Genomic DNA, 16464 nt, shown 5'->3' with positions numbered 1-16464 from the left:
AATTTCCCTTTCAAATCGTTTTGTTTATCTTCTCAAGTATCCCGACGAAGTTCTTCACCTCGTCTTCGGAGAGGATGGATGCGATCTCGTCGGACAGGCTCATGTGATGACTGTGATGATCCGAAAAAGCCTCCTTCCCTTTTTCTGTAAGGCGGATGATGTACGATCTCCTGTCGTTTTCAGAACGATCGCGTACTGCATAGCCTCCTTTTTCAAGCCGGTCAACCGTCACGGTAATCGTTCCGGTCGTAACGCCCAGCGATTTGGACAGGTCCTTCATGCTCATGCTCCCGTTGTGGCCCAGCTTCTCTATCGCATGGGCTCCGGCAACAGTGAGGGAACTCTGCTGGATTACGGAATTCTCCCAGGAAGCAAACCTGTCAAAAAACTCGACAAGGTTATCATTCAGCTCTTCAGTCAAACCCATTTTGATCGTCCAATAATTTGAATTTCAAACTTTCCTGATCTGATGTTGTTTGAAGTTCTTAATATATCTTTGTCTAACTATCTCCCGATAAGAAAATACAATGAAACAACTTACGAATCAGGAACATTAACTAAGAGAGAAAAATAATCCGCCATTTTATAATCACGACGGCAAAAAAAAGGAAATTATTTCCCGTTGTCCCCGAAGATACGATCTTCGGCTGCCTTCAGGATCATCCCGAGCATTTCTGCATACGTTATCTCGGCAATACCCGCCATCTTGGCAAGATGCCCGTCCCAGCACCAGCCGGGATTCGGATTTACTTCAAGGAGCCGGGGTGTCCCGTTCGAGTCTATGCGCCAGTCGAAACGTGCATAATCCCTGCACCCGAGCCTCCCAAAGAGCTTAAGACAGCTCGCGACGAGGAAGCGCCGGGCCTCTTCAGACAGATCCGCAGGAATAGATGTGATCCCGGCATAAGGAGACTCGGGGTCCCATTTCGCTTCATAACCGCAGATCTTCGGATAACCCCTGGGAAGGGACGAGTAGTCCTCCTCGATCACCGGGAGCACTTCGTATTTGTCGGGGAGGTTGCCGATAATCCCCACGCTGATATCCCCCCCGGTAAGGAACTCCTCCACGAGGACAGTTCCGCAGTCTCCGGAAAAGCTCTTCAGGCGAAGTATCGCATCCTGGAGTTCGGAGATATCCCTGCATACGCTGTTCTGTGTAATCCCGAAGCTCGAATCCCCGAAGTTCGGCTTCACGATCACCGGGAAGTGTATCGGGAATTCTATGAACGAACTGTCCTCCGGGTTTATCACGAATGCACGTGGAACGGGAATATCAAGCTCCTTCGCAATTCCCCTGACAAGCGACTTGTCATAGCAATATGCAAGACACTGGGGGTTTCCGCCCGTATACGGTATCGAAAGGATCTCAAGTGCCGCAGGAACATGGAGCTCCTTTCTCGGGTCGTTTAAGAATCCCTCGTCGCATAGGTTGAATATGAAATCCGCTTTGCTTCCGGACTGACGAAGCCACGAGAGCATAGAGGAATGATTGTCGAAATAGGTGAATTCGTAGTCGCCGAGTTCGGACAGTGCCTCCTTCAGCCTCCCGATTGTCCTGTAATCGTCCTCGTCAAAGACACATGATGGCTTAATCACATCCTTAAGCCTGGGGTCACCCAGTACGACTGCGACCTTCTTTTTCTTTCTGCTTACCTTTTTCTTCGGTGTCCATTCCTTCTCGACCGATGCGGTTATAATCAGGCGGCGGGCCATCATCCCGAGGTCCTGGTTCCTCCTTGAGTCGGTGATTATCGGGTCGTGAAACTCTATGGACGTGTATCCGCATTCGTTAAGCATTGCCCTGATGTCGCCCGAGTTATACAGGCGCTCGGCGTAGAACTGGTCGGCCATAACCCCGTTCTTCACGTGGGTTATGACTTCGCGGGTAATCAGCCGCTCGTCGTCCGAAGACAGGCTCCTCTCCCTGCAGACGAAGTGGTTCTGGTCGATCCATTCCCAGCTTCTCGGGACGAAATTCTCCCGGAGATAATCCCCGTCCGTGATATCGAGAAGTATGCGGCCGCCGGGCCTCAGGACACGGAATGCCTCCTTAAGAACCCTTTTATCGTCCTCGTTCGTCTCGAAATAACCGAAGCTGTTCCCCGGCAGGAGAATAAAGTCAAACGAATCCGCAGAGTAAGAGAGTTTTCTTGCATCCCCCTCCCTGAATCCTACTGACAGGCCGTCGTTTCTCGCCTGCTTCCTTGCGCGGGTTATCAGGTAATGCGACCTGTCGAGACCGCAGATCTTCGAGTATCCCCTGCCTGCAAGTTCGAGCGAGTGACGCCCCTGCCCGCAGCAGAGATCAAGAATACTGTCATGAAATCCGGGATTCAAAAGAGAAAGAAAAAAATCGACTTCGGCTTTCGTAATGCTCTCGTCATCGACGACATCCCCGTCTGTACGGAGATAGTTCGCGTTGAAGATCTCCCTCCACCAGTCGGCCTTTACATAGCTCTCCAGGCTCTCCACAGGACCGAGTACGGTGGTTATATGTTGCTTGCCATTCCCTTTGTTCATTTAATAATTATCAAAACCTTTAATTTCAATCTTCAGGATATAAATCTTACCCGACGATATACATATACGCCGGTTACGGTCAGGAAAAAAGAACTTTTCCCGGAAATCTTCTGCAACGCGCAACAATGACGGATAATCCCCGATATATCAGGAGAATTCCACAAAAATATACAAGGCTGCGCACCTCCGCCATTTTCTTAAATCCTGTGATAGAATATTGATCGATTCATGAAGGAATGCTATTTCAGACCTGAAAATATCGATAAAGAATCCATGCTCATGATGGAGAAGATCGCCGGCATGAACAGGAAAAGGGAACAGGTTTTTCATCCGGAAGCCTCCGCTCTCCTGATTATCGACATGCAGAATTATTTTACAGATCCTGATTCGCATGCATACGTACCATCCTCCGCAGCAGTCATCCCACGGATTAAAAAACTTGCAGAGGCATTTGCTGCAAAAAAACGCCCTGTAATCAGCACACGTCATATTAACACACTCATAGATGCCGGAATGATGGAAGAGTGGTGGGGTGAACTTCTGACTGAAACAAGCACAAGATCGGAGCTCAACAATGATCTCGATCTCCCTTTCTCTGTTCGCATCAGGAAGAGCCAGTATGACGCTTTTTACGCAACAGAACTCGATTTAATCCTGCGGCAGAACAATGTCACCGATCTCGTGATAACCGGCGTAATGACCCATCTTTGCTGCGAAACTACGGCTAGAACAGCTTTTGTCCACGGATACAGGGTTTTCTTTCCGGCAGACGGAACAGCGACATACAACACGGATCTGCATATGGCGTCACTGATGAACCTCTCGCACGGTTTCGCATCAATAACAGGAACAGGGAACATCTCGGAAATTATGGAGAATTATGGGCCCTGAAAAGATTGCGGTTATCGGTGCGGGTCCGGCAGGAATGGCGGCAGCAATTCAGCTCAGCCGGTACGGCATCAGACCCGTGGTATTTGAGAAGGACAAAACCGGAGGTCTCCTGCCCAACGCCCGCCTTGTGGAGAACTATCCGGGTTTTCCGGACGGAATCAGAGGAACAGAACTCTCAGCCCTTTTCAGGAAACAATTTGAAAAGGGTAGTCCTGAACTGAAAACGGAGACGGTGCTGCAACTTGATCTTGATGGAAAAGAGTTCCTGATCAGGACAGAGACGGAAACCTACCGTTTCGATAGAGTTATCATCGCCTCGGGAACAGTTCCGAAAAGGCCGGGGTGCAATATCGATACCGATGCCCTGGCTTGTACTTACCACGATATATCACGAATACGGGATCTCTCAGGAAAAACAGTAGCCATAGCCGGCTCTGGTGATGCCGCATTTGATTATGCACTGAGCCTCTGCACGAAGAACAGAATCCTAATCCTCAACAGGGGAGAGAAGACAAAATGCCTGGATATTTTGTTCAAAGAGGTTGCAGGCAGCCCGAATATCACATATATTGAGAATACAAATATCTCAGGAATTGTAAAGACGCAGAATGGCATAAAGCTGCAATGCGTATCCGGCGGATCGAATATCGAAATCGATGCGGATATTATGATCTTTGCAACAGGAAGAGATCCTTGTACAGAGTTCATTTCAAGCGAAATTTCCGGCCGAACCAGTGAGCTCACCGGATCAGGTCTTCTTTTCTTCACAGGGGATGTCAGGAACGGAATACTCAGGCAGACTGCAATATCAGTGGGTGACGGGGTTGCAGCTGCAATGAGGATCTGCAAAGGACCGGGAGGGGATGCAGATTGAAAATAATTGCCGAAACGGGAAATGAGGATATCGCCCGCGTATACATTGCAGAAATTGATGACGGAAGGAGGATCGAATTTGTTGAATCAGTCCAGCCCCCTTTCACCCGCAGCCAGAAATGGGTGCTGATCGTATCCAGCCTCTTCGGGTGCCCGGTCGGGTGCCGGATGTGTGATGCCGGAGGAGGATACAGGGGGAAACTTTCAGCCGAAGACATCTATGCACAGATCGACTATCTTGTCAGAAAGCGGTTCCCGGGGGGATACGTTGATGCTGATAAATTCAAGATCCAGTTTGCACGTATGGGAGAACCGGCTTTCAACCCGGCAGTTCTCGATGTCCTAGAGTCACTTAAAACAAGGTACAAGGCTCCCGGCCTCATTCCGTCACTCTCGACAATCGCTCCCGAGGGCTGCGATGAATTCTTCAAACGGCTTCTTGAGATCAAAAACGAACATTACAGGGAGAGATTCCAGCTCCAGTTCTCGATCCATACGACGGACATGGTGACGAGGGAATGGCTGATTCCTGTAAAGACATGGTCATTTGAGGAAATGAAAGAATACGGCGAGTTATTTTTTGACAAAGGAGGGAGGAAGATTACACTCAATTTTGCTCTCGGGGACAATATGAAGATAGATACTGGAGTTCTTCGGAAGTACTTTCCGCCGGATGTATTCCTCGTAAAAATCACTCCTGTCAACCCTACTTTCAGGGCGCTGGAAAACGGAATAAATTCATTCATCCGCCCCGGAGAGAATGAAACAAACTGTCCGGATCAGGAGCGGTGTCCTGTAAAAAACCTCAGAGATGCCGGTTATGACGTCATCATGAGCATAGGCGAACCTGAAGAGAACCTGATCGGGAGCAACTGCGGGCAGTATCTTGAGGCATATGAAAGGAGCGGGACAGAATTAAAAGGCGGATACGAATACGAGATACATCGAAAATAATACAAAAAAATTATTTCCCCGAACCCGGGATCATATCCGTTCACCGGGGGAAAGGTATAATATGAAATATACGATTAACACCTGATCAACATGTATAGTCCGAAGTATATCACGGACATTACAAAAGTCCCCGGGCTTTCGGAAGAGGAGAAAAAAAAGCTCGCGGAGGTGCAGGAGATGTTCGCTTTCCGGTCGAACGAGTATTACCTTTCTCTCATTGACTGGAACGATCCTGCGGACCCGATCAGGAAGCTCGTGATCCCGGATCCGGCCGAACTCGAGGAATGGGGCAGGCTTGACGCATCAGGTGAGGCAAGGTACATTGTAGCGCCCGGAATGGAGCATAAATACGACCAGACGGCACTCGTTCTTGTAAGCGACATGTGTGCGGGATTCTGCAGGTACTGCTTCAGGAAACGGATTTTTATGAACGGGGGCGCACGTGAGGTTGCAAGAGACATCGATGTGGATCTCGAATACATCTCTTCCCACCCTGAGATAACGAATGTACTTTTGAGCGGAGGCGACCCCCTGTTTCTGTCGACAAACAGGCTTGAAAAGATTATTGCATGGATCAGGGAGATAGACCATGTACAGATTGTCAGGATTGGAACGAAGGTCCCGGCATATAACCCCTACAGGATATTAAACGATACAAAACTCCCGGAGATTATCAGGAGATATTCTACGGAAGAAAAGAAGATCTACATAGTTACGCAGTTCAACCACCCGAGAGAGCTTACGGAACAGGCAATAAAAGCCGTGAACATCCTGCAGGAGTCGGGTGCGGTTTTTGCCAACCAGACTCCACTCCTGCACGGAATAAACGACAACCCGGAGACGATGGCTGAACTCTCCAGAAAACTCTCATTCATCGGGATCACGCCGTACTATGTCTTCCAGTGCCGCCCGACACTCGGCAACAGGGATTTTGTCGTTCCCGTGGAAGATGGCTATTTTATTCTCGAACAGGCGAAGATGAATTGCTCGGGGCTTGCCAAGAGGTTCACGTTCGCGATGTCGCATGTTTGCGGAAAGATCGCGGTTGTGGGTATCGATGAAGAAAGAACATATCTCAAATACCACCAGTCGGCCGAATGGGAGGACATAGGGAAGTTCATGAGCTTCAGGAGAGATCCCGATGCTTTGTGGTTCGACGACTACAAATCTCCGCTCTCTGAGAAGAAAGTCGTATGAACGGATGCTCCCTTTTGCATTATCCTCACATACGTTCGGATATTACATTCATGGCACTGCCGTATTGCTTACAGATCTTACTCGGGCAACCCCGGCACCGGCTTCCGGGCCGCCGTACGGCCCCTGCCCAGAGGCCTTGCCCTAAGATAGTTCTCCCACGGCACGCTCAGGAGACTGGCAAGGGTCCCCTGAGCTGTTGAATTTGGTTTTTTTCACGCAAATCACATTGTGACTTACATAAAAAATTTGTTTTATGAACGTTTTTGGTATATTCCATCCAGTACACATCATGAGCCAACCGCATCTCTCCGCTCAGGGGGTACTCGCCTATCCTCTGAGTGTTTTATCCCAACGGAGAGGCCCCGGGTTCGGGGCCGATCCGCGGGCCTGATGAGCGGCCCGCGGCGAGGGGTTGTCAAAAGTAGTGAAACCTAATTATTATACCCGCATGAAACAACTTAGAGCCACCTTTTTTCTGAACGGCGTTACAATATTTCTGCAGATACTTAAGAGGATGCAACTTGGCCTCGGTAAACTCGATAAACGGAATTGAAAAGAAGACAGGAGAACTCGAAGAAGAGCTAAGGCTCCTTGAAGAATACGACATCGAAAAGCTTTGCTCGGTCATAAAGGAGGTCGGGTTCTCCTGCACCCTTTGCGGCAAGTGCTGTACGAAAGAGTTCAACGGACACGTTTTTTTACTTGATGAAGACACGGAGAGGGTCAGAAGAATCCGGCAGGATGCGATAGTCCCGGCACCCTTCTTCGAGCTCTGCGATCAAAACGGGAACTTCTACGTCTCCGGCTACGCCCTTAAGACGAAAGAGAACGGGGACTGCATCTTCCTAAAAGAGAACAGGTGTACCATTTACAACGACCGGTTCTCCATATGCAGGATCTACCCCTACATGCTCCACCGCGAATACGGCGAAGACGGGAAACTTGCATGGAGACAGATCTCAGGACTGAACGAGCACGGCGAATACAATGCCGACATCCCGGATGAAGACTGCCTGAAGGCCGCGAAGGAGACAATCACATACGAAAAGGCCTTCCTGGAAAAGGAGATCGAGTTCTACAGCTGTGCACTCAGGCATTTCACAGAATCAGGGCTTAAGCCTGTAAGAAAGGTATACGATCAAAAGATCAGGGCGTTTCAGTCCGGAGAGCCTGTAACGGTCTTCGTTCATTTCAGGGGAAAATTCGAGATGCACTCGATCATTAAGGATGATTACACCATCCGACTGTAAAATATTTCTTCCCGCTTAAATATTGGATCTTTCTTTTTTGGACATTTTGATCTGTTTATTTTTCAATTTCACAATCAAACAGCTAAGACATTTGAAGTCGGGTTCTCAAAGAAAAGATGCATAATCGGCAGGAAAGAGTTCCTTGAAGGGGATGTTATCTCTCTTGAGAAGAACACGAAACACGTATACACCGGAAAGATTGAGATTACAAACGAAAGGTCTCTCAATATTTTAAAACTAGTAGATGAATGGAATAAAATCGGACGATCTTGAATCGGATCTGTTCCTGTCTTTACCCATAACCATCAGCAGTAAGAGATTCTGTAACAACTACCAGTCGCAACACAAGCTCTGAACCAATGTTTTATGATTAAAAAGAATTGTGCAAGAAATTATTCATACACACAACAATTAAAATAAAAATTTTTTAGAGGATTTAAAATAATAAATAATATAAGATCATATTTTTTCATAATTAATGGCTACATAGCAAATACCTGAAATATTTCAACAAGTGAAAGTACATGACCGAAACAACCAGGCTGAAGAGATTACTCGAACATTTTGATTATATCGACGTTCCTGAATTTTCAGATTACAGAAAAATAATAATGCTTCTTGTAATTGCAGGAATCCTTTTTATAACCGCCATAACGGCTGTGGTTCTGGGAGCATACGACATCACAATTCCGCAGGTCTACAGGACCATACTAACTCATATTACATTCGGAGACGTCTCGAATCTCGAAAAACTGCATAATACGATAGTATGGGACATCAGAGTGCCCAGAATCCTGCTGACAATATTTGTCGGCGGGGCACTTGCGATTGCAGGTGCGGTCTTTCAGGGAGTCTTCAGGAATCCTCTCGTTGAGCCGTACATCCTCGGCGTATCGTCCGGTGCCGCTTTCGGTGCTGCGCTCGGGATAGTCTTTCCCGCAATTTTCTTCTCGACCCAGCTCTCCGCATTCGCTTTTGGATCACTTGCGGTCGTACTTGCCTACATGCTTGCCCGTGTCAGGGGAGAGACACCAATTGTGACACTGATACTTGCCGGAGTCATCATAGGCTCGATATTCTCCGCACTCGTTTCACTTTTAAAATATATCTCAGACGATACCGCCTTAAGAGAAATTGTATTCTGGCTTATGGGAGGGTTCTATTATGCGACATGGAGCGACATCTGGATGATAGCTCCTGTTGTTATAATTGGATTTCTGATATTATGGGCACTGGGGTGGAAACTCAATATTCTCTCCATGGGGGATGATGAAGCAAGAACACTCGGAGTGAATCCTGAAAAATACAAGTTCATAGTAGTGGCAATCGCGACCGCAATCACCGCCTTTGCAGTATCGCTCGTAGGAATTATTGCATGGGTAGGTCTTATGATGCCGCATGCATCGAGGATGATCCTCGGCCCGGACAACCGCTTCATAATCCCCGCCTCATTCATGATGGGCGGAATATACCTCATAATATGTGATACGCTTGCAAGAACAGTGACCAGTGCGGAGATCCCGGTCGGAATTATTGCATCGATTCTCGGCGCCCCATACCTCTGCTATCTGCTGAGAAACAAAGGGAGAGTAATATTCGGGTGATTTACGATGCTTCGTGTAGAAGACCTCCATTTCAGCTACGATGATCTCCCTGTCCTTTCAGGCATCTCTTTTTCCGTGAACGAGGGTGAACTCTGCGGACTTTTCGGGCCTAACGGGTGCGGAAAGACCACTTTGTTCAAATGCTGTCTAAAGTTCCTGAAATATCACAAAGGTTCCGTCCATATGGCAGGGAGAGACACAGCCCAACAATCCATAGAAGAACTTGCAAAGATCGTATCATATGTACCCCAGGAGCACAAGCCTCCCTTCCCTTATCTTGTCAGGGAGGTTGTCCTGATGGGGAGAACACCACACCTCGGCGGTTTTTTCGGGGTCAGGCGTAAGGACAAGGAGATTGCACTGGACGCCCTGAAAAAACTCGAAATTAGTGATCTCGCCGAGAGACCGTACAACCAGTTGTCCGGGGGACAGCGCCAGATGGTGCTTATGGCCAGGGCAATTGCACAGGATACGCCCATGATGTTTCTTGATGAACCCACATCTGCTCTTGATTTCCAGAACCAGATGAAGATCTGGGAGACCATGAAGGACATAGCAGCAGAAGGAAAGACAATCCTTGCCTGCAGCCACGATCCAAACCATGTGTCATGGTTCTGTGACAGGGTAATAGTAGTGTCCTCCCGGGGCATTGTCGCTGACGGTTCACCGGAGGCTACGATCAGTGAAGAGGTACTGGATCTCATCTATTCAGACACCTGCGCTGTCAGAAAGAACGGAGACGTCCAAATCGTGATGCCCCGGAGCATTGTGAAAAAGTCAGACGCATCCGTTCAGCTTTCAAATGACGATGAAGAGTACAGCCAATGTGAGATTATTGAAACAAAAGCATGAAAAGGAGAGGATTAATCAATGGATTGCAATTATATCGACTGGAACGAGGTCTGGAAGCAGAAATACGAAAAAAACATCAAATCAAGAGGGATAGGTGATTGTGCATCGATCTGGGACTCTAAAGAGAAAGCAAAAGGATTTCTTGCCCGTTCAAAAAATAATCCCGATCGTATCAGGGAATTTGTCGATCTTCTGGGGCCGGATAAGGAATGCAGTATCCTTGATGTCGGCGCCGGACCGGGAACACTTGCAGTCCCGTTAGCCGAACTGTCCGGACATGTGACTGCAGTCGAACCTTCAAAAGGTATGGCGGATGTAATGGCCGATTATGCAGCTGAGAGAGGAGTCTCCAACCTTGACATTGTCAGGAAAAAATGGGAAGACGTAGATCCCGGCATGGATCTAAAAGAATCCTACGATATAGTATTCGCCTCGCATTCACTTGGGATGCCTGATATAAGGGAATCAATCGAGAAGATGATCTCGGTAGCGTCAGGGAAGATCTGTCTCTTCTGGTTCGCAGGAATCACAGCATGGGAACAGAGAATGACAGACCTCTGGCCTGACCTCTACAAAAAAGAGTACTCATGCGGGCCCAAGGCAGATGTTTTGTTCAATTTATTATATTCAATGAATATCTACCCTAATGTCGAGCCGGGACTTTTTACCAGTGACTCGGTATATCCGGACTACGACACCGCATTTCATGATTTTAAGGAACAATTCAAATTATCTACGCCTGAACAGGAATCGATATTAAACAATTACCTGAAAAAATCGCTTGTAAAGGAGAACTGTCACTTTTTATTCCCGGGTGTTACTACCGGGATCAGGCTCTGGTGGGAGGTAGAAAGATGAAGACGCAGACTTTTCGGAACCTGGCACTTATTCTCGTTATTTCATTTATCATTATCTTCTCCGCAGGCTGCGTCTCTGAAGATCAGTCAGCGGATGGAAATGAATCAGATGTATCCGATTCCGGTTACAGAACGGTTGTCGATTCAAGGGGCGTTGAGGTTGAAATACCTGAAGATATCGAAAGAGTCGTTACAGTATCAGACGGACTTGTTGAAGGGGTAATGTATTCCCTGGGGGTTGAGGATACTCTTGTAGGGTTGGGATCGGCATGTATCGGTAAAGACTGGACATACTCCTACCCGACAGACGACGGAACCTATGTCAACGGCTCCGGGGGATGCAATGTTATGCAGGTGCTGTACCCGGAGATAAAAGAACTTCCGCTCGCAATGCAGTCGGGCGCGGCAATGAATTATGAAACATTGTCGTCACTGGACCCCGATGTAGTAATCATCAGGCTCGGGAGCTGTTCTATTCAGGAAAAAGACAGTGAAACGGCACAGAAAACAATAGAGACAATCGAATCGCTTGGAATACCCCTCGTAGTGCTTTACAGCCCGGACTGCTACAGCGATCCCTCCCTCTCGCAGATCTCTGACGAGATAGAGATAATAGGCGATATATTCGGCAAGAAAGAACAAGCTGCAGAGATCGCAGAATATCTCGAATCGCAGGTGAAACTTATTGAAGAGCGCACCTCGGATATTGCCGAAGATGATAAACCATCTGTCCTTATGTTCGGCCTTTCCGCAACACACCGTGCGCAGGGAGGTGCAGGAGTCGTGCAGGGCCTCGGGACTACGGAATCCTACATGATAGAGGATGTGGTCAATGCCAAAAACGCATATCAGGTTGACGCCGGCTCGTTTCAGCTCGTCAACACCGAACAGGTACTTGCCCTCGATCCCGATGTAATTGTACTCTGTACTGCATGGGGGTACCATCCGCCTGGTGAACTGTACAACGCAACATATTATTCAGCACTAAGGGAACTTACGGCTGTTAAAAACGGACGGGTAATGTCTCTACCATGGACACCATGCAACTGTGCAAAAAGGCTGGAATACCCGATCGATGTGATGGTTATTGCAAAAGCGGCATATCCCGAACTATTCGAGGACATCGAGCTTGAAGAATGGCTCATTGATTTCTACATGAACGTCTACGGCGTCGATCAGGCTACGGCAGAAGAACTTCTCTATGCACAATGGATGGAATGGTGTATCGAAGAATGAAAACAGATCATAGTCTTGAGTGGAACGAGATCTGGAAGCAGAAATACGAAAAAAACCGAATCCGGAAAGAGATAGGAAGATGAAGAAAATGACTTTTCGGAACCTGGCACTTATTCTCGTTATTTCATTTATCATTATCTTCTCCGCAGGCTGCGTCTCTGAAGATCAGTCAGCGGATGGAAATGAATCAGATGTATCCGATTCCGGTTACAGAACGGTTGTCGATTCAAGAGGCGTTAAGGTTGAAATACCTGAAGATATCGAAAGAGTCGTTACAGTATCAGACGGACTTGTTGAAGGGGTAATGTATTCCCTGGGCGTTGAGGATACTATTGTCGGATTAGGATCGACCTGTATCGCGATAGAGAAAACATATTCATATCCTGTAGACGACGGGACCTGTGTAAACGGCTCCGGGGGAAGTAGTATTCAGCTAGTGCTGGACCCGGATATAAATGAAGTCCCACTCGTAATGGAGTATGGTGTGGCAATGAATTACGAAACATTGTCGTCACTGGACCCCGATGTAGTAATCATCAGGCTCGGGAGCTGTTCTATTCAGGAAAAAGACAGTGAAACGGCACAGAAGACAATAGAAACCATCGAATCGCTCGGAATACCGCTCGTAGTGCTTTACAGCCCTAACTGCTACAGCGATCAGTCCCTCTCACATATCTCTGACGAGATAGAGATAATAGGCGATGTATTCGGCAAGAAAGAACAAGCCGCAGAGATCGCAGAATACCTCGAATCGCAGGTAGGACTTGTTGAAGAGCGCACCTCGGATATTGCCGAAAATGAAAAACCATCTGTCCTTATGTTCGGCCTTTCCGCAACACACCGTGCGCAGGGAGGTGCAGGAGTCGTGCAGGGCCTCGGGACTACGGAATCCTACATGATAGAGGATGTGGTCAATGCCAAAAACGCATACCGGAGTGAAGGCACATGGCAGATCGTCAACACCGAACAGGTACTGGCCCTCGATCCCGACGTTATTGTACTCTGTACTGCATGGGGATACCATCCCATGGATGAACTGTACAACGCAACATATTATTCAGCACTAAGTGAGCTTACGGCTGTTAAAAACGAACGGGTAATGTCTCTTCCATTTATGCCCTGCAACTGTGATAAGAGGCTGGAATACCCGATTGAAGTAATGGTTATTGCAAAAGCGGCATATCCCGAACTATTCGAGGACATCGAGCTTGAAGAATGGCTCATTGAATTCTACATGAACGTCTACGGCGTCGATCAGGCTACGGCAGAAGAACTTCTCTATGCACAATGGATGGAATGGTGTATCGAAGAATGAAAACCTACTACGGTATCGACTGGAATGAGATCTGGAATGAAGTAAACGGCGCGAATATAAGGTGCGAAGCATTCGGGGAATGCGCCACAATCTGGCAAAGCAGGGAAGAAGCAAGAGGCTTTCTGAATAATGCAATAAAAAATCCAGAGCGTGTTCAATTCATCCTTGAAAAACTTCCTCTTTCACCCGGCTTAAGGGTTCTTGACATCGGGTCGGGCCCCGGAACGATCGCAGTGCCGGTTGCCGGCCAGGTTGACCATGTAACTGGTGTAGAGCCCTCGCCGGGAATGGCAGACGTCATGGAGGAATATGCAGCAGAAAAAGGCGTAGATAACCTTGATATAATTAGAAAACGCTGGGAAGAGATCGACCTTTCCACTGATCTCAAAGGGCCTTACGATCTCGTCTTTGCATCATATTCTCTCGGGATGCAGGACTTAAACAAATCCATCCGGATGATGTGTGATATATCCTCAAAATGGGTTTACATATTCTGGATCTCAGGCACTCCTTCATGGGAAAAGGGTCTAATAAAACTCTGGCCAGTGCTTCACGGAAAGGAATTCTGCTGCACCCCACAGGCCGACATAATCTATAACGTACTCTATTCGATGGGGATATACCCGAATATCAGGGTAAAAGAGATTGAAAGCTGCAACCGGTTCCCGGATCTCATTTCTGCAGTATCACAGATGAGTCAGGTCTACAACATTGAAAACAACGAACAGGAGGGAATTCTCAAGGATTATCTCAGTGAAAAACTTGTCAAAGACAAGGATGGTTTCGCACTCAGGGAAACAAACACGAGCACGGTCATCTGGTGGGAGACCGGAAAAACAGTATAAAAATAAGGAGTTTTGATAAGATGAAGATTGTAATCTGCGGAAAAGGGGGCAGCGGAAAGAGCACAATCGTCGCACTAATGGCCCACGAATACGCAAGGCAGAACAAGAACGTACTCGTCGTTGATACGGACGAATCCAATATGGGACTCCATTCCATACTCGGAAACGACTCCCCGGCGGATCTGATGAAATATTTTGGCGGGAAACCGGCAATTACTGAAAAAATAATGGCAGCGATGCCAGATCCCTCAAAAGTAAAAATTTTTGAGAATACATGGACGTTTGAGGATCTTCCCAAAGAATATGTCAGTTATAAAAACGGGATCCGGCTCATTGCAATTGGCAAGATTCATGATTTCGGAGAGGGGTGTGCATGCCCAATGGGTATTCTGGCAAACCAGTTTCTTGAAAACCTTTCCCTTGGAGAAGATGACATCGTCATCACCGACACTGAAGCAGGAATTGAACATTTCGGAAGAGGAATCGACCGGCACGCCGACTTCATCCTGCTTGTTCTTGATCCGTCCAACGAGTCGATCAGATTAGCCGAAAAGATATCAGGGATGACAAAGGATCTGGAGATTCCGCTGTACTTCATACTCAATAAAACAGATCCGGAGATCTCCTCTATAATAAAAGAACAGATCGTAGATCCTTCACTCTTAATCGGAGAAATCCCCGGAGATGACGAGATCCTGAAAAGAGGTCTAAGGGGTGTGGAAATGGACATCAGAAATCCGTATATTGAAAAAATAACGGAATCCCTGAGTTCCGGCATATAAGAAAACTCAAAGGCAGGAGAGTAAGAAAACCTGATAAACGATGAAGGCTGATACGATGAAGAATTTACTTATTATAGCCATGATTCTGGCTGCCGCGGCTATAATGTGTACAGGGTGCACAGGCCAGTCAGATCAGACAAATGTTTCCGGTGAAGACGAAAAATTCAGGACAGTCACAGATTCGAGGGGAGAAGAAGTCAGGGTTCCGGCGGACATTGAACGGGTTGTCACCATATCGGACGGCCTTGTAGAAGGAGTCATGACAGTACTTGGAGAAGAGGACAAGATTGTCGGTGTCGGGTCATCCTGCATACAGAGAAACTTCAATTATACTTACCCCACGACAACCGACGAGAGTTATGAATATAAAGACGGCATGAACCCCGTGACCTATCTCAACAAAGACTGGATCATGAATATTACAAGAGTAGGGGAATCAGGCTCGGCAATAAACTATGAAACCCTGGCCGGGCTGAATCCTGATGTTGTAATTATTCGTGTCGGTTCATGTACCATGCGATCAATGGATGACGAAGGAGTTCAGAAATCGATCCGGACGATAGAGTCCCTTAGAATTCCCGTAGTGGTGCTCAAAGCACATCCATGCTTTGACGAACCTGACCTTACAACAATATCGGACGAGATAGAGATCATAGGATCGGTATTTGGAAAGGAAGAGGAAGCCTCCGAGCTGGCCGATTACCTCGAATCCCTGGTGGACATGGTCTATGAGAGGACAAAGGATATTCCAGAATCCGAAAAACCGACAGTCCTCATATTCGGGGCGTCACCAAAATCAAGGCAGAGCGGGGGCGCCGGAAATGTCAAAGGAACAGACACGATTGAATCCTATTTCATTGAAGAGATCGTTCATGCGAAGAACGCCTACCAGGAAGAGGGTAATTCCGTAATCGTCTCGGCCGAACAGGTGCTCGCCATCAACCCTGATGTCATCGTCCTCGGAACATCGTCCGGCTACCACCCTCCCGAAGAACTTTACTCAGCACCATATTACCAGGACCTGCAGGAAATTTCGGCCGTTAAGAACAGGAAAGTATCCTCTTTCCCGTGGGAGCCCTGTAACTGCGCAAAGAGACTTGAATACCCCATCGATATCATGGTTATTGCAAAAGCGGCATATCCCGGACTATTCGAGGATATAGATCTTGAAGACTGGTTAATTGATTTCTACATGAATGTCTACGTCGTGGATCAGGCTACGGCGAAAGAACTGCTCTCCGCACAATGGATGGAATGGTGTGTTGATAAATGCATTGCCTGCGGGTGA

At 47.5% G+C, this 16464-nt stretch carries 15 protein-coding genes; 13 read left to right on the top strand and 2 right to left on the bottom strand.

Going from position 1 to position 16464, the window contains the following annotated elements:
- Positions 1-10: 10 nt before the first annotated feature.
- The gene (locus tag MPET_RS02655) at positions 11-427 is read right to left on the bottom strand and encodes a MarR family winged helix-turn-helix transcriptional regulator (RefSeq protein ID WP_013328475.1); all 417 of its coding nucleotides are present in this window, start codon (positions 425-427) and stop codon (positions 11-13) included.
- A gap of 185 nt (positions 428-612) precedes the next feature.
- Positions 613-2520 carry a methyltransferase domain-containing protein gene (locus MPET_RS02650; protein WP_013328474.1) on the bottom strand — a complete coding sequence of 636 codons (1908 nt, stop codon included), beginning with the start codon at positions 2518-2520 and terminating at the stop codon, positions 613-615.
- Between the two features lie 228 nt (positions 2521-2748).
- Between MPET_RS02650 and MPET_RS02645 the strand changes: the two genes are divergently transcribed.
- The 13 genes from MPET_RS02645 (at position 2749) to MPET_RS02585 (ending at position 16464) form a co-directional block, all read left to right on the top strand.
- Complete coding sequence (locus MPET_RS02645; RefSeq protein WP_013328473.1) at positions 2749-3411, top strand: isochorismatase family protein; 663 nt, start codon at positions 2749-2751, stop codon at positions 3409-3411.
- Positions 3401-4285, top strand: a complete 885-nt coding sequence (locus MPET_RS02640; RefSeq protein WP_013328472.1) for an NAD(P)/FAD-dependent oxidoreductase — start codon at positions 3401-3403, stop codon at positions 4283-4285. Before MPET_RS02645 ends, MPET_RS02640 begins: the two co-directional genes overlap by 11 nt.
- Entirely contained in the window at positions 4282-5238 is a 957-nt protein-coding gene (locus MPET_RS02635; RefSeq protein WP_013328471.1) for a radical SAM protein, read from the top strand. Before MPET_RS02640 ends, MPET_RS02635 begins: the two co-directional genes overlap by 4 nt.
- A 90-nt stretch (positions 5239-5328) precedes the next feature.
- A complete protein-coding gene (locus MPET_RS02630; RefSeq protein ID WP_013328470.1) occupies positions 5329-6435 on the top strand; it encodes a KamA family radical SAM protein in 1107 nt (368 codons plus the stop codon).
- Between the two features lie 521 nt (positions 6436-6956).
- The gene (locus MPET_RS02625) at positions 6957-7685 is read left to right on the top strand and encodes a YkgJ family cysteine cluster protein (protein ID WP_013328469.1); all 729 of its coding nucleotides are present in this window, start codon (positions 6957-6959) and stop codon (positions 7683-7685) included.
- A 524-nt stretch (positions 7686-8209) separates the two neighbouring features.
- Positions 8210-9289 carry a FecCD family ABC transporter permease gene (locus MPET_RS02620; protein WP_013328468.1) on the top strand — a complete coding sequence of 360 codons (1080 nt, stop codon included), beginning with the start codon at positions 8210-8212 and terminating at the stop codon, positions 9287-9289.
- Between the two features lie 6 nt (positions 9290-9295).
- Positions 9296-10141: an ABC transporter ATP-binding protein gene (locus MPET_RS02615; RefSeq protein WP_013328467.1), complete on the top strand. Its 846-nt coding sequence runs from the start codon at positions 9296-9298 to the stop codon at positions 10139-10141.
- An 18-nt stretch (positions 10142-10159) separates the two neighbouring features.
- Positions 10160-10999, top strand: coding sequence for a class I SAM-dependent methyltransferase (locus tag MPET_RS02610; protein WP_013328466.1), 840 nt, complete (start codon positions 10160-10162; stop codon positions 10997-10999).
- The gene (locus tag MPET_RS02605) at positions 10996-12234 is read left to right on the top strand and encodes an ABC transporter substrate-binding protein (protein ID WP_013328465.1); all 1239 of its coding nucleotides are present in this window, start codon (positions 10996-10998) and stop codon (positions 12232-12234) included. Before MPET_RS02610 ends, MPET_RS02605 begins: the two co-directional genes overlap by 4 nt.
- A 79-nt stretch (positions 12235-12313) precedes the next feature.
- Positions 12314-13549 (top strand): ABC transporter substrate-binding protein, encoded by a 1236-nt coding sequence (locus MPET_RS02600; protein ID WP_048130551.1) that lies wholly within the window; start codon positions 12314-12316, stop codon positions 13547-13549.
- Positions 13546-14394, top strand: a complete 849-nt coding sequence (locus tag MPET_RS02595) for a class I SAM-dependent DNA methyltransferase (protein WP_013328463.1) — start codon at positions 13546-13548, stop codon at positions 14392-14394. Before MPET_RS02600 ends, MPET_RS02595 begins: the two co-directional genes overlap by 4 nt.
- A gap of 20 nt (positions 14395-14414) precedes the next feature.
- Positions 14415-15176, top strand: coding sequence for an ATP-binding protein (locus MPET_RS02590; RefSeq protein ID WP_013328462.1), 762 nt, complete (start codon positions 14415-14417; stop codon positions 15174-15176).
- Between the two features lie 55 nt (positions 15177-15231).
- On the top strand, positions 15232-16464 hold the full coding sequence (locus MPET_RS02585; protein WP_013328461.1) for an ABC transporter substrate-binding protein: 1233 nt from the start codon (positions 15232-15234) through the stop codon (positions 16462-16464).

Source organism: Methanolacinia petrolearia DSM 11571 (genome assembly GCF_000147875.1).
GTDB lineage: Archaea > Halobacteriota > Methanomicrobia > Methanomicrobiales > Methanomicrobiaceae > Methanolacinia > Methanolacinia petrolearia.
The sequence above is the reverse complement of the archived record's forward strand: the minus strand, read 5'-3'. Positions and strand labels throughout refer to the sequence as shown.